15 protein-coding genes are annotated in these 19276 nt (G+C 39.6%); all 15 read left to right on the top strand.

Features of this window, described 5'->3' with window-relative positions; translation table 11 throughout:
- Nucleotides 1–18 precede the first annotated feature (18 nt).
- Nucleotides 19–1467 (top strand): UDP-N-acetylmuramoyl-L-alanyl-D-glutamate--2,6-diaminopimelate ligase, encoded by a 1449-nt coding sequence (locus V4P55_RS03720; protein WP_455473789.1) that lies wholly within the window; start codon nt 19–21, stop codon nt 1465–1467.
- On the top strand, nt 1467–2888 hold the full coding sequence (locus tag V4P55_RS03715) for a UDP-N-acetylmuramoyl-tripeptide--D-alanyl-D-alanine ligase (protein WP_455473788.1): 1422 nt from the start codon (nt 1467–1469) through the stop codon (nt 2886–2888). The genes V4P55_RS03720 and V4P55_RS03715 overlap by 1 nt, the downstream gene beginning before the upstream one ends.
- Before the next feature lie 23 nt (nt 2889–2911).
- Nucleotides 2912–3982, top strand: a complete 1071-nt coding sequence (gene mraY, locus V4P55_RS03710) for a phospho-N-acetylmuramoyl-pentapeptide-transferase (RefSeq protein ID WP_455473787.1) — start codon at nt 2912–2914, stop codon at nt 3980–3982.
- A 4-nt stretch (nt 3983–3986) separates the two neighbouring features.
- A complete protein-coding gene (murD, locus tag V4P55_RS03705; protein WP_455473786.1) occupies nt 3987–5387 on the top strand; it encodes a UDP-N-acetylmuramoyl-L-alanine--D-glutamate ligase in 1401 nt (466 codons plus the stop codon).
- Between the two features lie 133 nt (nt 5388–5520).
- Entirely contained in the window at nt 5521–6678 is a 1158-nt protein-coding gene (locus V4P55_RS03700) for an FtsW/RodA/SpoVE family cell cycle protein (RefSeq protein WP_455475030.1), read from the top strand.
- Nucleotides 6668–7819: an undecaprenyldiphospho-muramoylpentapeptide beta-N-acetylglucosaminyltransferase gene (murG, locus tag V4P55_RS03695; RefSeq protein WP_455473785.1), complete on the top strand. Its 1152-nt coding sequence runs from the start codon at nt 6668–6670 to the stop codon at nt 7817–7819. The genes V4P55_RS03700 and murG overlap by 11 nt, the downstream gene beginning before the upstream one ends.
- The gene (gene murC / locus V4P55_RS03690) at nt 7803–9230 is read left to right on the top strand and encodes a UDP-N-acetylmuramate--L-alanine ligase (protein ID WP_455473784.1); all 1428 of its coding nucleotides are present in this window, start codon (nt 7803–7805) and stop codon (nt 9228–9230) included. Before murG ends, murC begins: the two co-directional genes overlap by 17 nt.
- On the top strand, nt 9208–10185 hold the full coding sequence (gene murB / locus V4P55_RS03685; RefSeq protein WP_455473783.1) for a UDP-N-acetylmuramate dehydrogenase: 978 nt from the start codon (nt 9208–9210) through the stop codon (nt 10183–10185). Before murC ends, murB begins: the two co-directional genes overlap by 23 nt.
- 240 nt (nt 10186–10425) lie before the next feature.
- On the top strand, nt 10426–11346 hold the full coding sequence (locus tag V4P55_RS03680; protein ID WP_455473782.1) for a D-alanine--D-alanine ligase: 921 nt from the start codon (nt 10426–10428) through the stop codon (nt 11344–11346).
- On the top strand, nt 11334–12233 hold the full coding sequence (locus V4P55_RS03675; RefSeq protein ID WP_455473781.1) for a cell division protein FtsQ/DivIB: 900 nt from the start codon (nt 11334–11336) through the stop codon (nt 12231–12233). Before V4P55_RS03680 ends, V4P55_RS03675 begins: the two co-directional genes overlap by 13 nt.
- Entirely contained in the window at nt 12233–13531 is a 1299-nt protein-coding gene (gene ftsA / locus V4P55_RS03670; protein ID WP_455473780.1) for a cell division protein FtsA, read from the top strand. The genes V4P55_RS03675 and ftsA overlap by 1 nt, the downstream gene beginning before the upstream one ends.
- A 65-nt stretch (nt 13532–13596) precedes the next feature.
- Nucleotides 13597–15339: a cell division protein FtsZ gene (ftsZ, locus tag V4P55_RS03665; RefSeq protein ID WP_455473779.1), complete on the top strand. Its 1743-nt coding sequence runs from the start codon at nt 13597–13599 to the stop codon at nt 15337–15339.
- A gap of 198 nt (nt 15340–15537) precedes the next feature.
- Nucleotides 15538–16410, top strand: coding sequence for a UDP-3-O-acyl-N-acetylglucosamine deacetylase (gene lpxC, locus V4P55_RS03660; protein ID WP_455473778.1), 873 nt, complete (start codon nt 15538–15540; stop codon nt 16408–16410).
- Nucleotides 16411–16576: 166 nt separating this feature from the next.
- A complete protein-coding gene (locus V4P55_RS03655) occupies nt 16577–17470 on the top strand; it encodes an outer membrane protein assembly factor BamD (RefSeq protein ID WP_455473777.1) in 894 nt (297 codons plus the stop codon).
- A gap of 25 nt (nt 17471–17495) precedes the next feature.
- Nucleotides 17496–19163 (top strand): DNA repair protein RecN, encoded by a 1668-nt coding sequence (gene recN, locus V4P55_RS03650; protein ID WP_455473776.1) that lies wholly within the window; start codon nt 17496–17498, stop codon nt 19161–19163.
- The last annotated feature ends 113 nt before the right edge of the window (nt 19164–19276 follow it).

Here is a 19276-nt window from a genome sequence, read left to right as displayed (position 1 = left end):
AAAGATAGGTGTTAGAGCATGCTACTTGGGACATTGTTTCCGGAATACATCAAAGATGAATGTCTTGGACAGATGGAAATTACAGGAATCAGTGCGGATTCTCGACTAATAGTGCCGGGTTATGTTTTTGTGGCTATTCAAGGAAATAAGGGAGATGGCAGAGAATACATAAACGATGCAATAAATCGAGGTGCACGAGCTATTGTTACAGATTATAATTTCACTCTTGATAATTTATCTGTTCCAGTTTTACGTGTTGTAGATGTCCGTCATAGTTTAGCGGTAGCAGCTGCACGCTTTTATGATCTTCAACCTGAAACTGTCGTAGCTGTGACAGGCACAAGTGGAAAGACATCGGTTGTATCTTTTGCTCAGCAAATTTGGACATATGCAGGGTTTTGTGCCGCTAGCATAGGAACAGTAGGTGTTGTTTCTCCAAAACGGAATGATTACGGATCTCTTACAACCCCAGATCCGATCATTTTACAGCATTTATTATATGAAATTGCAAATGAAGGTGTTACGCATGTAGCTCTTGAGGCATCTTCGCACGGACTTGATCAAAGTCGGCTTGATGGGGTCCACTTTGCGGCAGCGGCTTTTACGAATTTAGGACATGATCATATGGATTACCATATGTGCGTGGAGGATTATTTGCGTGCTAAAATGAAGTTATTTGATACGCTTTTGCCGCAGGATTTTCCCGCTTTAATTTTTGCAGATGATGTTTATTCGCAACAAGTTATTGAGTATGTTGAACGGTCACACCGCCGCGTATTAACAATAGGACGCAAAGGGAAATTTATTACGATTAATCGTGTTGAACATCAACGTGCTAAACAGTCTGTTGAGTGTCGTATGGGAAACAATATTTATGCTTTTAATTTGCCTTTAGCTGGAGATTTTCAAGTAGCCAATGCACTTATAGCTGCGGGGCTAGCAATTGTGACGGGAGTGTCTCCTGAGAAAGTTTTTCGTTCTCTTGAAAATTTACGAGGAGCACCTGGACGGTTAGAATTGGTGGGAAAAACAAATCATAATGCTCCTGTTTATGTAGATTATGCGCATAAACCAGAAGCTTTGGAGCAAGTATTGCTTTCGGTTCGTCCTTTTACGCAGAAGCGTCTCATTCTTGTTTTTGGCTGTGGTGGTGATCGTGATAAAGAAAAAAGACCTTTAATGGGCAAAATTGCAGCGAATAAGGCTGATATTGTTATTGTAACTGATGATAATCCTCGCACTGAAACACCAGAAAAAATTAGAAAAGATATTTTACAAGCAGTACCAGAGGCAATAGAAATAGCAGATCGGGGGGAAGCAATTTCTTATGCAGTAGGACTTCTTGAAGCTGGAGATACATTGATTGTAGCTGGAAAAGGTCATGAGGATGGTCAAATTATAGGGCAAGAAATCTATCCCTTTTCAGATCGTTTGCACGTGCTTTCTGCTTTAAAGGAAAGAGAGTAATGATCGCGCTATGGGATAAACAAACACTGCTGACTGCGATGAAGGGCTTTACAATTGGATGCATACCAGAGACGTTTTCTGGGGTTTCTATTGACAGCCGAACGCTTGTAAAGGGCGATATTTTTTTTTGTATAAAAGGCGATCGCTTTGATGGCCATGATTTTGCTGCACAAGCTTATGCACAAGGTGCTGGAGCTGTTGTTATTGCGCAAGATCATTTACCTGAAGTAGAAAAGTTATCACTTCCATTCATTGTTGTTCCTGATGTTCTGCAAGCATTAGAAAAACTCGCACAAGCTGCACGTAAGCGCTCAAAGGCTAAGATTATTGCTATAACGGGTTCTGTTGGGAAAACAACAACAAAAGAAATTTTAAAACAGACACTTGAAACTGTTGGAAAAGTTCATGCTAATCCTGCTTCTTTTAATAATTGTTGGGGGGTCCCGCTAACTTTGGCGCGAATGCCTGTTGATAGCGATTATGGTATTTTCGAAATTGGTATGAATCATAAAGATGAAATTCGTTCTCTTGTTAAATTGGTTCATCCACATGTGGTTTTGATTACGCAGATTGCCGCTGGGCATATGGGATTTTTTAATAATCTGGAGGAAATTGCAGATGCAAAAGCTGAAATTTTTGAAGGGTTGGATGAGGATGGCATTGCCATTTTAAATGCAGATAATAATTTTTTTTCTCATTTAGCCTTAAAGGCAAAGCAATGTGGTGTGAAAAAAATCTTAAGCTTTGGTGAGATTAAAAATTCTGATTATCAGGCAAAAAATATACATCTTTTCGCAGATTATTCCTCTATGATTTTACGTGTTGGGGAGCAAGATAGGGTAATTAAAATTGGTGCTCCTGGACGACATATTATACAAAATAGCTTAAGTGTTATTGCTGTTTGTGATGCTATTGGTGTTGATTTAGAACGTGTTTTACTTTCTTTCCGCCATTTTTTGCTTCAAAAGGGGCGCGGTGTTCGTTATCGATTGTCCTTATCAAATGGAGGTTCATTTCATTTAATTGATGAAAGCTATAATGCTAATCCCGCTTCTATGCGTGCTGCTCTTGATTTGCTGGCTATAGGGGAAATAGGACCATGTGGTAGGCGAATTGCTATTTTAGGAGATATGCTAGAATTAGGAGCTTATAGTGAAAAGCTTCATCGTGATTTAGTAAAACCAGTATACCTTTCTGGCGCTAATCCGGTTTTTTTATTTGGTGAGGCTATGAAGTTTTTAGCTACTGATCTATCCCCATACGTTAAGGTTTATTATGCTGAAAATGTTGAAAAAATTTTATCTCTTATTTTTGCAGAAATTTCTGATGGAGATCTGTTGATGATTAAGTCATCTCGTAGTCTTTATGCATCAGATATTGTGACTGCATTGCTTGATCGCTATAAAGTGTTTTCTTTATAATTTTAGTGGGTTTTTTTTACATTATGATGCTATTTTTTTCTTTGCTTAGTGATTGGCTTCCAGGCGTTAATGTTTTTCGTTACATTACTTTTCGTACTATTGCAGCTATGCTTACATCGGGGCTGATAGTGTTTTTGTTTGGTCCTAGCATCATTACCGCTCTTAAATTGCGACAAGGGAAAGGGCAGCCGATTCGAGCCGATGGTCCTCAAACACATTTTAAAAAAGCTGGAACACCTACTATGGGTGGATTAATGATTTTAACTGGTGTTATTATATCGGCTCTTTTGTGGTGTAATTTATCAAATGTTTATCTTTGGATATCATTGTTTGTTATGCTTTGTTTTGGAGCGATTGGTTTTTATGATGATTATCTTAAGGTAACAAAACAAACGGAGAAAGGATTTTCTGGTAAAGCACGACTAAGCTTAGAGTTTTTGATTGCGATGGTTGCTGCTTTTTGTATTTTGCAAATTGGCTCTTCTGAATTAGCGTTACCCTTTGTGAAAGACTACTTTATTAATTTAAGTTGGTTTTTTATCCCTTTTTCTGCTTTTGTTATGGTCGCAACTGGTAATGCAGTTAATGTAACTGATGGACTTGATGGGCTTGCTATTGTTCCTGTCATGGTTGCCGCTCTTTCTTTTGCTTTAATTGCTTATCTTTCTGGTAATATAATTTTCGCCGATTACTTACAAATTCATTATGTATCAGGGACAGGTGAATTAGCTGTTTTATTGGGAGCTGTTGTTGGTGCTGGTCTTGGATTTTTATGGTTTAATGCACCTCCTGCGGCAATTTTTATGGGAGATACCGGTTCATTAGCGCTTGGAGGATTGTTGGGTGTTGTTGCTGTGGCAACCAAGCATGAAATTGTTTTGGTTTTTATTGGTGGGCTTTTTGTTGTAGAAGCATTCTCCGTTGTTATTCAGGTTGGTTATTTTAAATTGACAAAAAAACGTGTATTCCTCATGGCGCCAATTCACCATCATTTTGAAAAAAAAGGCTGGACAGAAAGCCAAATTGTCATACGTTTTTGGATCATTTCAATTGTTTTGGCTTTGATTGGTCTTTCAACACTTAAGTTGCGGTGAGATTGTGATTTGTGTTGAGTGTTTTAAAGGTCAAAAAGTAGCTCTGTTTGGATTAGGACGGTCAGGAATAGCTGCAGCGCAAGCATTGATAAGTGGCGGTGCAGAAGTGGTTGCATGGGACGATAGTCCCTCAGGTGTGAAAACAGCTAATGAGGCAAATATTTCAACCAAGGATCTCCAATATGAGGATTGGTCCAAATTTGTTGCATTGATTTTAACGCCTGGAGTTCCTTTAACTTATCCTAAACCTCATTGGGTTGTTGATAAAGCGCGTCAAGCAAATGTAGAAATTATCGGCGATATTGAATTATTTGTTCGCGCGCGTAACCATTTTTTACAACATTCTGGCTTGCATGATAAGGATGTGCCATTTGTTGCTATTACGGGCACAAATGGGAAATCGACAACAACAGCTTTGCTTACCCATTTATTAAAAGAAATGGGGTATGATGTACAGATGGGAGGAAATATTGGAACTCCAATATTATTGTTAAAGCCATTTGTGAAAAAATGTATTTATGTCATTGAGTGTTCATCATTTCAGATTGATCTTACACCATCTCTTCAGCCGACAGTTGGTATTTTATTGAACTTAACACCAGATCATATTGATCGCCATGGCAGCTTTGCTCACTATGTGCAATCTAAGAAGTATTTGGTTTCTAAAGCACGCCATGCTTTTATTTCAATTGATGATATAGCTTGTCAGGATTTGTATCAAAAATTGATTGATAAAGGTCGCCAAGTTGAGCCAATTTCTAAGAATCATTTTATTGCAAATGGTTTTTATGCAGAGGGGACAAAACTTTTTTCTGCTCGGCATGGAAAGTCTCATATGCTTGCAGATCTTGCCCATATAAGCACATTGCGCGGTAGTCATAATGCACAAAATACTCTTATGGTATTGGCAACATTGCAGGCTTTAAAAATTACGGATCCATATCTAGAAAAGCATTTGGCAAATTATAAAGGATTAGCGCATCGTATGCAGCAGGTGCGTAAAATTGGATCAGTTTTGTTTATTAATGATAGCAAGGCTACCAATGCAGATGCGTCGGCTCCTGCACTTTCTGCCTTTGATGATATTTTTTGGATTGTTGGAGGGCAAGCAAAGAAAGGAGGAATTAATACTCTGAAAGGTTTTTTTCCTAAAATTCGGAAAGCCTATTTAATTGGGAGTTCAGCAGAAGAATTTTCTGGTGTTATTGGATCTGCATTTCCTTTTTCTATGAGCTTAACTTTAGAAAATGCGGTGCATGAAGCAGCTATAGATGCGGCTTGTTGCAAATTAAAAGAGTCTGTTGTTCTTTTTTCACCAGCTTGTGCAAGTTACGATCAATTCAAAAATTACGAAATGCGTGGAGACGCATTTATTTCTTTTGTTATGCAGTTAAAAGAAACATAAAATATAAAAAAAAATGATTGTATGTTAACATTCCAGAATCCTTTTTCGTATATTTAGGCTTTGAAGTGCTTGCTAAAAAATAAGCAAATCATGTCACTTTGAATAAAAAATATTGAAGGATAAAGTGGGTATGATGATTACACGTGCAGATCGAGATCCTATTGCTAATTGGTGGTGGACAATTGATCGTTCCATTTTTACTGCTTGTTTGATGCTGATGGGAATTGGGATCATGTTGTCTTTTGCAGCAAGCCCTGCTATTGCAAGAAAAATCGGAATTGCTGATAGTTTTTATTTTGTTCGTTGGCATATCATTTTTAGCATTCTAGCATTTTTTACTTTGATTACTATATCTTTTTTTTCTCCTCGTAATATCCGTCGATTATGCGCTCTTTTGTTAGTTGTAATGCTTGCTCTTATGATTGCAACTTTATTCTATGGTCCAGAATTAAAAGGAGCACGGCGGTGGATTCGTGTATTTGGTGTTTCTATACAGGCTTCTGAGTTTATGAAACCAGCTTTTATCATTATGTCGGCTTGGATTTTTTCAAAACAGGTAAAATGTCAGGGTATTTTCAATTACATGTTAGCTATTTTGCTTTACGTTTTTTGTAGCGTGCTTCTCATTTTACAGCCTGATATTGGCCAAACACTGTTAATTAGTGCTGCGTGGGCTGGTTTGTTTTTTGTTACAGGTGTATCTCTGGTCATTATTGGATTATTTGTCGCTGTAGTTTTGATTGGACTCGTTTTAGCGTATTTTTTTCTTTATCATGTGCGTGAACGGATCAATGGTTTTTGGACAGGTAAAGGTGATACCTTTCAAGTAGATGTAGGACGTGAAGCTATTTTAAATGGTGGCTGGTTTGGTCAAGGTCCAGGTGAGGGAGTCGTAAAACGTATCATTCCTGATAGTCATACAGATTTTGTATTTTCTGTTGCTGCTGAGGAATATGGTATCATCCTCTGTTTGTTGATTTTGGTGCTTTTTGGTTTTATCGTCACGCGTGCACTTTATATAGCAATAAATACGCGTGATACATTTACACGTTTTGGTATTACTGGCATAGCAATGATGATTGGTTATCAAGCAGGAATTAATATGGCTGTGAATTTGCATTTGATGCCTCCTAAAGGCATGACATTGCCATTTATTTCTTATGGTGGCTCATCTATGGTAGCAATTGCTATTTCTATGGGTATTTTGCTTAGTTTAACACGTCGTTGGCCAGAAGCACGTCTTTCAGCTTTTTCTTCATCAGTTATTCCGGATGCAACTTATGAAAAATAAAAAGGTTATTGTGTTAGTTGCTGGTGGTACAGGGGGGCATCTTTTTCCTGCAGAAGCGCTTGCTGTTGAGCTAAGGAAACGTGGGTATGATGTTCATTTAGTAACAGATGAAAGGGCAAAGAGTTTTGTACGTTGCTTTGACGAAGGGCATGTTCATATCGTTTCATCAGCAACATTTGCAAGGCGTTGTCCTTTTGCATATATAAAAACATTTTTGACATTGTTAAAGGGAATAGGGCAGTCTTTAGCGCTTTTTTATAAATTGCGTCCTGTTCTTGTTGGTGGATTTGGTGGTTATCCAACAGTTCCTCCTCTCATAGCGGCTTTTTTTATGAGACGTATAACATTTATTCATGAACAAAATGCTGTTATGGGGCGTGCCAATCGTGCATTGGCGCCTATTGTACATGCGATAGCAGGCGGTTTATTGCCGCAAAATCGTGTTTATCCCCATAAAACTCTTCTAACTGGTAATCCTGTGCGTGATGCTATTCTCAAAGCAGCAGAAGTCTCTTATTGTCCCTCTGTTGGTAAAAAGCCATTTCACTTTTTAGTTTTTGGTGGAAGTCAAGGAGCTTCTTTCTTTTCGCAAATTGTTCCAGAAGCAGTTGCTTTTCTAAGTGATGAGATCCGTAAACGTTTGCGGATTGTGCAACAAGTTCGGGGTGAAGCTACAGAGTTGACAAAAATTTATCACGATCTGGGCGTGCAAGCAGAAATCTCTCCCTTTTTTGATAATATGGCTGAACATATGGCGCGATCTCATCTTATTTTATCGCGTGCAGGTGCTTCATCTGTCTGTGAAATAGCAGTGATTGGTCGTCCTTCTTTGCTTATTCCATATCCTCATGCCTTAGATCATGATCAAGCAGAAAATGCCGCACTGCTTTCTGCTGTAGGGGGAGCTAAAATTATACCAGAAAAAGATTTAAGTGCACGAAAATTAGCATCTCTCTTAACGTATGCTTGTTGTGAACCGCATTTGTTAGAAAAACAAGCTCTTGCTGCGAAAAAGGTTGGGCAACTCTACGCAACCATTCATCTTGCTGATATGGTAGAAGCATTGATTGCAGGACGATCGCTGTCGGATATTAAATCAAATATGAAAAAAGAGGAGTCTTTTAATGAAAATGCCGCTTAATATAGGTCTTATCTATTTTGTCGGCATCGGCGGGATTGGTATGAGCGGAATTGCGGAGGTGTTGCACAGTCTTGGCTATAAAGTAGAAGGATCTGATCAAGTTGATAATGCAAATGTTAAACGTTTACGAGATAAAGGAATTCAAATCCATATAGGTCATCATGCAGACAATTTAAAGGACGCAGAGGTTGTTGTTATTTCTACTGCTGTAAAAAAAACAAATCCTGAATATATTGCTGCGAAAGAAAAGCATTTGCCGATTGTAAAACGTGCTGAAATGTTGGCTGAATTGATGAGGTTTCGTCGGGCAATTGCTGTTGGTGGTACGCATGGAAAAACAACAACCACATCAATGATTGCAGCACTTCTTGATGCTGGACATTTTGACCCGATGGTGATTAATGGTGGGATTATTAATGCTTATGGAACCAATGCTCGTATGGGCGATGGTGATTGGATGGTTGTTGAAGCTGATGAAAGTGATGGTACATTTTTAAAACTTCCCGCTGATATTGCTGTTATTACAAATATAGATTCTGAACATTTGGATCATTATGGTAGTTTTAATGCTGTTCGAGATGCTTTTAGGCAGTTTGTAGAAAATGTTCCATTCTATGGCTTTGCTGTTTTATGTCTTGATCATCCAGAAGTTCAAACATTGGCTAGCCGCATTGATGATCGTTGGTTAATTACGTATGGAGAAAATCCACAAGCTGATGTTCGTTTTTTTAATTTGTTGATGGATGGTCAAAAAACGCATTTTGATGTTCTTATTCGGTCGCGAAAAACAGGAAAAGAAGCAGAATTGAGAAACTTGGTTCTGCCAATGTCTGGGAAACATAATGTTTCTAATGCAACTGCGGCGATTGTTATTGCTCATGAGCTTGGAATTTCAAATGAAGCTATAAAAAAGGGTTTGGCAGCATTTGGTGGAGTGAAGAGGCGTTTTACGCAAACAGGAAGTTGGCGTGGTATTAAAATATTTGATGATTATGGGCATCATCCTGTTGAAATAAAAGCTGTCTTACGTGCAGCTCGTGAAAGCACAAAAGGGCGGGTTATGACAGTTGTACAGCCACATCGCTATTCACGTTTACGTGATTTATTTGATGATTTTGCAGCCTGTTTTAATGATGCAGATACCGTGATGATTACACCCGTTTATGCAGCTGGGGAAGAACCGGTTACTGGCTTTGGCGCTGGAGAGTTAGTAGAGCATATTAAAATGGCAGGTCATCGTGATGTGCGCCTAGTGAACTGTTTAGAGGATGTTGTTTCAATTGTATCTACATTCGCTAAGTCTGGTGATTATGTTGTTTTTCTTGGTGCTGGCAATATCACACAGTGGGCTTGTGCATTGCCTAATAAATTAATGGTACTTGATAACAATGATAAATTTTCAAGTAATTAATGGTGAGGCGCTGTTAGCGCAGTTACAGCCAGTATTGGGTGGGATCAAGGGGAAGCTTACACCTAATGTTGATATGCGGAAAGTAACATGGTTTCGTACTGGTGGGTTGGCTGAGCTTTTTTATCAGCCTGCTAATGAAGAAGAGTTGGCTTTTTTTCTTCAAGTTTTACCTGAATGTGTTCCTATAACAATTGTGGGAATTGGTTCTAATCTTCTTATTCGTGATGGGGGTATTCCTGGGGTTGTTATTCGTCTTTCGGCAAAAGGTTTTGGGCAAGTGCAGCAAGTTTCTCCGACGCGTCTTTTCGTTGGCGCTGCAACAGCGGATAAACATTTAGCAGCAGCAGCTTTAGAGGCTGAAATTGCAGGTTTTCATTTTTATCATGGGATTCCTGGTGGTCTTGGTGGAGCACTAAAAATGAACGCAGGAGCTAATGGCATTGAAACAGCTGCACGTGTTGTTGAGGTTTATGCGCTTGATCGTAAAGGACAGCGTCATATTTTGAGTTTGGCGGATATGCGTTATTCTTATCGTCACTGTGATGTCTCCGAAGATTTTATTTTTACAGCTGCTTTGTTGGAAGGGCAACCAGGAAAGAAAGATGATATTCGTGCTGCCATGGATGAAGTTGCTTATCATAGGGAGACAGTACAACCTATTCGCGAAAAGACAGGTGGATCAACTTTTCGCAATCCAAAAGGGGCATCTGCTTGGTATGTTATAGATAAGGCAGGATGTCGTGGTTTGCAGATTGGCGGTGCGCAAATGAGTGAAATGCACTGCAATTTTATGATCAATACGGGCAATGCAACAGGTTATGATCTAGAAGCATTAGGTGAAACAGTGCGTGCGCGTGTTTTTGCTCACTCATCTCATTTATTACAATGGGAAATACAGCGTATTGGCCAATTTGAGCAAGACCGTATAGTTTCTTTTTTTGATCATATTCGTTGATTTTTTGAACATAAAAAAAATTCACGAAAAAAAAATGAGTCATTTCAAAGAGATAATCAAAAAAATTCTTTAAGAATCAACAAATTAACAGCAAGACTCTTGCGTCATGCGTTTGAGTCTGATTCATTAGAGGAAATGCTAGATTGTTGATTCGCAAAGATAAAACTTAATTTCTCCTGTATATGGTGTTGGTGAATTCTATGTGGTCTATATGTAGTATACAAAAGGGAAAAGGTCGTTATGAAAGATAAGCATGTAGCTGTATTGATGGGAGGGTTTTCTTCTGAACGACCTATAAGCTTGTCTTCAGGTTCTTTTTGCGCAGATGTTCTTGAGGCTCAAGGATATCGTGTAAGTCGCGTAGATGTTGATAGTCATATTGCTTCTGTTCTTGAGCAATTGCGTCCTGATATTGCTTTTAATGCATTGCACGGGCCATTTGGTGAGGATGGACGTATTCAAGGTATTTTGGAATATTTAAAGATCCCTTATACGCATTCTGGAGTGATGGCATCAGCATTGGCAATGGATAAGGGGCGTGCGAAAATTATTGTTGTTAACGCTGGTGTTTCTGTCGCACCTTCTTGTGTTATGAGTCGTTTTGCGGTGGGGAGAAAACATCCTATAGAGCCTCCCTATGTGATTAAGCCTGTGTGTGAAGGGTCGAGTTTTGGTGTCACAATTGTGGAGGGATACGATACTTTGCCACTGCATAAAATTGTGGGGTCTGAATGGACTTATACGGATGAGGTCATCGTAGAAAAATATATTCCTGGGCGTGAATTAACTTGTGCCGTTTTGGGAAATGAAGTTTTGGATGTTTGTGAAATTATACCTGATCAGCGTTTTCAGTTTTATGATTATGAGTCAAAATATAAATCTGATGGCTCTCTTCACATTTGTCCTGCGCAACTTTCACCAAATATTTACCAAAAGGTGCAAGAAATGTCTTTGGCGGCGCATCGAGCGATAGGTTGTCGAGGCGTTAGTCGTTCTGATTTTCGTTTTAATGAGGAAGCAGAAGAGTTGATTTGGCTTGAAATTAATACACAGCCTGGCATGACATCAACGTCTCTGTTTCCTGATATCGCGAAAGCGAGTGGTCGTACTTATAGCGATATCGTTCAGTGGATGGTGGAGGACGCATCATGTATGCGTTGAATATTAATAGAATAAATGTTCAGATGGTGTTTTTTGTGCCCATTTTTTCACGTCTTTATCGTCGTTTTTTTTGGTTTATGTTTAAGTTTGTCAATATTCATGTCCCTCGTCATTTGGGTTCTTTTGCTGTTGTATTTCTTTTCTTTATAACAGCGCTTTACGGAATCTTATCAAGTGGTAACGTAGGGACAATTATGACAACGACAATGTCGGACATTGGTTTTGTTATTACTGATGTTGATGTGCATGGCAATAAGCGTGTCAAAAAACAAGAAATTTTAAAACTTTTAGGGCTTGATGTTTCTCCATCGATATTTATTTTTGATGTTGGTGGGGCACGTTCTGTTTTAGAGCGGCAAGTTTGGATTCAGTCGGCGATTGTTCAGAAGATTTATCCCAATCGCTTGCGTATTTCAGTTGTGGAACGTGAACCGTATGCAATTTGGCAGCATGATGGCATGATGGATATTATTGATAATACAGGACGTGTGATAGTGCCTTTTCAGGGAGGGCAAGTTCAAGATTTGCCTCTTGTGGTTGGGCAAGGTGCACCCAATTTTGTCAAAGCATTTATTCAAGCTCTTTCAGCGTACCCGCAGATATATGATCGTGTCCGTGCTTATGTTCGTATAGGTGATCGACGTTGGGATCTTATTTTGGATAATGGGATACGCGTTATGCTGCCTGAGAATGGTGCACTTAGAAGGCTTGCTTCTCTTATTGAGGCGGGTCAGCTGCAAGATCTGTTTTCGCGCGATATTTTAAGTATTGATTTGCGTCTTCTTGATAGGGTTACAGTTTCTTTATCAGATGTAGCGTTGGAGCGTCGTAGTGCTACTGTGGAAGAAGAACGCATTTTAAATGCGCGTAAGGTAGGGGGGCTATAATGTTTTTAGGATCACATCATGCAGGGGGACGGAAAACACGTTTTCTGACAGTTCTTGATGTGGGGTCAAGTAAGGTTGTTTGTCTCATTGCTTGTTTACGTCCTTTGAAAAATGCACAACATTTGCATGGTCGTACACATTCCATGGAAATTTTAGGTTTTGGAGTGCAGCGTTCACGCGGTATTAAATCTGGTGTTGTAATGGATATGCTTGCGGCGGAACAGTCAGTACGGTTGGCTGTTGATGCAGCAGAGAAAATGGCAGGCTTAGTGGTTGATTCGGTGATTGTGAGTTTTTCATCTGGTCGATTACAAAGCGCTCTTATTAATGGTATGGTACATCTTGATGGTCGTGAAGTTACCTCGCGTGATGTGCGTATGGCGTTAGCGGATGTTTCGCGCAAGGCTTTTGATGTTGAGCGTCATGTTTTGCATTCCGTTCCGATATCTTATGTATTGGATGGAGATAAAGGAATCTCTGATCCTGTTGGGATGGTGGGGGAATTGCTCGGTGTAGATGTTCATGTTGTGACCGCAGAAACAGCAGCTTTGCGTAATTTAGAAACTTGTATTAATCGTGCTCATTTGAGTGTTGAAGCAATGGTTGCAACACCATTAGCAAGTGGTCTTGCTGTTTTAATTAATGATGAAGCGCGTTTAGGGGCAGCATGTATTGATTTTGGTGGTGGAACAACAACATTTTCAGTGTTTTTTGAGGGAAAATTTGTTCACGCGGATTCTCTTGCGGTCGGTGGGCGTCATGTGACTCTTGATGTTGCACGCGGTTTTTCTACGTCTATTAAAGAAGCTGAACGTTTAAAAGTTGTTTATGGTTCGGCGCTTTTGACGAGTGCTGATGAACAGCATATGATTAATGTGACAGAGCTTGGCAGTGAGTTTCGTGAGACCCAATATCCGCGTGCTGTTCTTTGTCGTATTATTCGTGTACGTGTTGAAGAAATCTTAGAAATGGTACGCGATTGTCTTAATCGATCTGGCTTTGGTCATATTATTGGGAAACGTGTTGTTTTGACTGGAGGGGCAAGTCAGCTAATAGGGCTGCCAGAGATGGCGCGTACTATATTAGGAAGAAATGTTCGTATAGGAAGACCTTTGGGTATTTCGAGGCTTCCTTCTCTTGCAAAAGGGGCGGCGTTTTCGTCTGCTGTTGGGCTATTAATTTATCCGCAATTAGTGGGTTTTGAAGAGAAAACTGTGCAGGCGGCAGTAAATCATTCATCGATGAGCACGCGTGGATGTTTTCAGCGTGTTGGTCAGTGGTTGCGTGAGAGTTTTTAAGTGTGTTTATTCAGGGTTAATTTTCATCGCTTGGGCTTGCGATGTCTTATGAAAAGGAAAAGAAAATGACGATTAATCTGCATCGGCCAGATATCGCGGAATTGAAGCCACGTATTACCGTTTTCGGTGTAGGCGGTGGTGGCGGGAATGCCGTGAATAATATGATTAATGCTGGTCTTCAGGGAGTTGATTTTGTTGTTGCTAATACGGATGCACAGGCTTTAGCAATGTCAAAAGCTGAACGTGTGATCCAGCTTGGTGCAGCAGTGACAGAAGGTTTGGGTGCAGGTGCTTTACCAGAAGTTGGGAGAGCAGCTGCAGATGAATGTATTGATGAAATTATCGATCATCTGGCAGATTCCCATATGGTTTTTATCACTGCAGGTATGGGAGGTGGCACCGGAACAGGAGCAGCTCCTGTTGTTGCTCGTGCAGCGCGTGAAAAAGGTATTTTGACTGTTGGCGTTGTGACAAAACCATTCCAATTTGAAGGTGCTCGTCGTATGAAAACAGCAGAAGCGGGTATTGAAGAATTGCAAAAATCTGTTGATACATTGATTGTTATTCCCAATCAAAATCTTTTCCGAATTGCCGATGAAAAGACAACTTTTGCTGATGCTTTTGCTATGGCGGATCAAGTGCTTTATTCTGGTGTAGCTTCTATTACAGATTTGATGATTAAAGAGGGGCTTATTAACCTTGATTTTGCGGATGTTCGTTCTGTGATGCATGAAATGGGTCGTGCGATGATGGGAACTGGTGAGGCATCCGGTGATGGTCGTGCTTTGGCTGCTGCTGAAGCTGCTATTGCTAACCCACTATTGGATGATACTTCTATGCGTGGCGCTCGCGGTCTTCTGATTTCCATTACGGGTGGTCGTGATATGACTTTATTTGAAGTGGATGAGGCTGCTAATCGTATTCGTGAAGAAGTTGATGCTGATGCGAATGTTATTTTTGGTGCGATTGATGATGAATCTTTGGAGGGCGTTATTCGTGTGTCTGTGGTTGCAACGGGTATTGATCGTGCAGTCAATGAGGTAGCTCAGCCTTCTCATCCTAAATTACAGAAACCTGTAACTTCTCGTAAAAGCGATGCCGGAATGCCACAGACTTCTTTTCACATTCATACCTCTTCTCAATCACGTTCTGAACCAATGAGAGAAGTGATGGAAACACTAGAAGCAGAAATGGAAAAAGCTCCTGAAGAGAAATTCCAGCCTAAAAGTCAGATTTTTGCACAGTCTGCGGATGCAGTTTTTGTACGAAATACAAATGCTTCTTCCTATGGAGCGGGTGTTCCACAAGGGCAGTTATCAAATGCGCCGCGTGCACAGATTAATCGCGTTTCTAATCATTCCTTGGCAACAGCAGTGAGCATGGAAGCAACGGCGCATACTCTTGATGAGATGAAAGGGATTATAAAACAAAATGAAAGGCAAGCGCAGGCTCGATCAACCCCAGTACGCATGCCTGAACTAAAAGATTTTCCTTCTGTTGCTTACAGCCAAAAAGAAAGGTCAGCTTCTATTGATCAGGGTCCTCGCAATCTTTGGCAGCGTTTAAAACAGAGTATAACATCCCGCGAAGAAACAGAACCGGAAGCTCGGTTGGAGCCTGCTGTAAAATCTCAGCAGCAAGACTCTTCTGTTTATGGTAAAAATTCTCAAGCGTTTCTTCAAGATTCTTCTGTTTATGTTCCACGTCGTTCTGGAGAGTTGCATCCATATGAAGCTCAGGAACAGCGTACTATAAGCGAAGAAGATCAGTTGGAAATACCAGCATTTTTACGCCGTCAGGTGCATTAATTAGAAGACGTTAGAAAAAGAAAAGTTTTTCTTCTTTTTTTGTGATAAGATAAAAGCTTCATGCAAATGGGCTGTGTTCTTAGTCTTTTTGTAAACCCGCTTATAATAGAATAGGTGGGTTTATTATTTATTTATATGTTTTATTTTCTATGTTTTTTTAAAATTAAAAAGTCTTAAAAAATCAATCAATTGATTATTATGAAATTTATGCAAAAATATCAGTTTACTCTTAAAAAGGCTGTAACATTTCAAGGGTATGGCGTTCACAGTGGTTGTTCGTCTATGATAAAAATTTTTCCAGCAGATGTTGATAGTGGTATTATTTTTAAACGTCGTAGAATAGATGGGACAGAACAAGTATTCCAAGCGCATGCATCGCAAATAGGAGCGGTTGAATTATCAACAACGCTTGGACATGGAGATGTAAGAATTGATACGATTGAACATTTAATGGCTGCAATTGCAGCATATAATTTGGATAATCTCATTATTGAAGTATCGGGGAATGAAATCCCTATTTTAGACGGTTCTTCATGGCAGTATTGCCAAGGTTTTGAAGAAGTTGGTGTTGTGCAGCAAGATGCGTTACGTTCTTATTTTTTTATAAAAAAGCCATTGCGTGTTGAAATGGGTGGTGGCAGTGCGGAATTTTTACCGTTTGATGGTTGTAGATTTGACGTTACGATCTCTTTTCCTTCCACTGCTATTGGTAAACAAAATTTTATTTTTGATCTTAATGCACAAGGATTTCGAGATGATTTATCACGTGCACGTACTTTTGGTTTTATTAAAGATGTAGAAAAAATGCGTGCTTCTGGAAAAGGGTTAGGTGCTTCTTTGAAAAACTCGCTTGTTATTGGTCTTGATAACAAAGTTATGAACCCAAGTGGCTTTTATTGGGAAAACGAATGTGTTCGACACAAAATGCTTGATGCAATCGGTGATACTGCTCTGCTCGGAACACCTTTTATTGGATTATTTCGTTCATATTGTAGTGGACATAGGATAAATTTGCAATTGGTTAAGGCTGTGTTGGAAGATGAATCATGTTATGAGAAAATTCACTTATAGGTATGAAAAAAGGTGAAAATACTTTATTGCGATCCATTTGATTTGTAAGGCAGATAATTGATCTCAGTTTATAAATGGGTTAGTTGGTTTTAAAGTGGTGTAGTATAAAGTTTTTTATAAATAATTTTTGCTATGAAGTGATATTCTCTGGAGGCCAAAAAAAATTATGACACAATCTCACATACGTATTAAAAATATGGCATATGGGAAATTTAATATTGTACGTAAAATATTTAGTAGGGTTCTTTTGGGGAGTACCTTTTTGTTGGCAGGTTGTTTATTTCAAGAAAAAAATACCCTTCCTTCATCCGCATATGTTTTATCAATCGATCCACCGGATGTTTTATATAATCAGGCACTTGCTAGCTTTAATAATGGACGGCTTGAAGAGGCGTCGAAAAAGTTTTTGGCGCTTGAAAAGCAGTATGCTTATACTGAATGGGGTCGTAAGTCTTTGGTAATGGGGGCTTTTACAAATTACCAGCTTGCCAAGTATGATGATGCGATTGGTATGGCTCAGCGTTATATCACTCTTTATCCAGGGGCTGATGATGCAGCTTACGCATATTATATTGTTGGTCTTTCTTCTTTTCGTCGAATTCCTGATGTTACACGTGATCAACGCGATACTAAGCGCGCTATCGCTGCTATGCAGCTGCTCATAGAACGTTATCCAGATTCTAAGTATGTTAAGGATGCTAAAGCTAAAATACGTTTTGGGCGTGAACAGCTGGCTGGTAAAGAAATGCAGATTGGCCGTTATTACGAAGAGGGTCGCAGGTATCTTGCTGCAAGTAGAAGATTCCGGACAGTAGTTGAAGAATATTCAGATACAAACCAAATTGAGGAAGCGCTTTTCCGCTTAACAGAGGTGAATCTTGCTCTTGGTTTAACTATGGAAGCTCAAACGGCAGCAGCTATTTTAGGACGTAATTATCCTAAAAGTCAGTGGTATAAATTGTCTTACAATTTACTGAAAAAACATAAAGTATTGCCACATGAACATAAATCTTCTTGGATTTCAAATGCATTGAGTGGTAATAAGAATAAGGTACAGTAATAGGAATAAGGCACGTTGATTTTAGATGCTGGTACAGCTTTCGATTCATAATATTGTTTTGATCGAAACGCTCGATATTCATTTTACGGCGGGTTTGTCGGTTTTGACTGGAGAAACGGGCGCGGGGAAGTCTATTTTACTTGATGCTTTGTCACTAGCACTTGGTGGACGTGGAGATGCATCTCTTGTACGTCATGGTGCAGCACAGGGACAGGTGACAGCTGTTTTTGATGTGCCTACTTCACATCCTGCACGTCACATTATTCGTGAAAGCGGTTTTGATGATACAGGTGATATTGTTCTGCGTCGTGTGCAATCAAGTGATGGTCGTAGCCGTGTCTTTATCAATGATCATGTCGCCAGTGTCGCATTGATGCGTAATATTGGTCGTATGCTGGTTGAAATCCATGGACAACATGATGATCGTGCGCTTGTTGATACTGCTACACACCGTCAATTATTAGACGCTTTTGGTGGACTTGAAAATGAAACGGAAAGTTTACGTCAATGTTACCAAATATGGCGTGAATTTGAAGAACAATTACAAAAACAGCGTCTTAAAGTAGAAGATGCTATACGTGAGACTGACTATCTTCGTGCTTGTGTGAAAGAGCTTGATAAACTTAATTTTCAGGTTGGTGAAGAAGAAGCGTTGTCTCTTCGTCGAGCTGATATGTTAAAGCTAGAAAAGATAGCGACGGATATTAAAGAAGCTGATGATCTTTTAAATGGGGCAAAATCGCCAATTCCCGTTCTTTCCAATTTAGTCAGACGTTTGGAGAGAAAAATGCCTGAAGCGCAAACACTGATTGCACCTGTGGTAAAAGCAATTGATGATGCATTGCATGCACTTGCTATAGCACAGGATGGGATTGATGCTGCAATGCGAGCGTTGGATTTTGATACTGGTGAATTAGAACAAGTAGAAGAGCGTCTTTTTACTCTTCGAGGGATTGCTCGAAAATATCATGTCGCAGCGGATGAGCTAACACAGTTACGTGATAAAATGGATGCTAAGCTTTCTGATTTTGAAGAAGCCCAGACTACATTAACACGTTTTGAAAAAGAAACGAGAGAAGCTAAAAAAAATTATGATACATTAGCGCAGTTACTGTCGATAAAGCGTCGAGAAGCAGCCAAGCGTTTATCTGAAAGTGTTATGGCCGAATTACCTGCATTAAAATTAGAAAAGGCAGAATTTATTGTTGAAATGCAAAGTGATGCTGAAAAACGTACGGCAGAGGGGATTGATCGTGTTGAGTATTGGGTTCGAACAAATCCAGGGACTCGTGCTGGACCGATGCTTAGTGTTGCTTCTGGTGGTGAACTTTCTCGCTTTTTATTGGCATTAAAAGTTGTCTTATCTGACTGTGGATCAGCTCCCACGCTCATCTTTGATGAAATTGATACAGGAGTCGGTGGGGCTGTCGCAGCTGCTATTGGGCAGCGCTTGCAACGTTTATCAAAAACTATTCAAGTTTTTGCTATTACACATGCACCACAGGTAGCATCTAAAGCGCACAGCCATTTTCTTATTTCAAAAGCGAAGAGTGGTAATGAAGAGCGTTTTATTACGGCTATTCATAAAATGGAAGAGCAGGAGCGTACAGAAGAAATTGCACGCATGTTGGCGGGAGAAAAAATTACTGAGGAGGCACGTGCAGCTGCCCAAAAGCTTCTTGCACAGGAATAGTTGATAAGCCAATAAATACCGACACTGGCGTGCGTTTGTGCATTTATTTGGTTTTATTTTGTAACACAAGAGTTGAAATTTTATGGCTGTGTTCATAAATTAGAATCGGTATT

The sequence above is a fragment of the Bartonella sp. B30(2025) genome (assembly GCF_053793825.1).
Note: the sequence above shows the minus strand (reverse complement) of the source record. Positions and strands in the feature narration are given on the sequence as shown.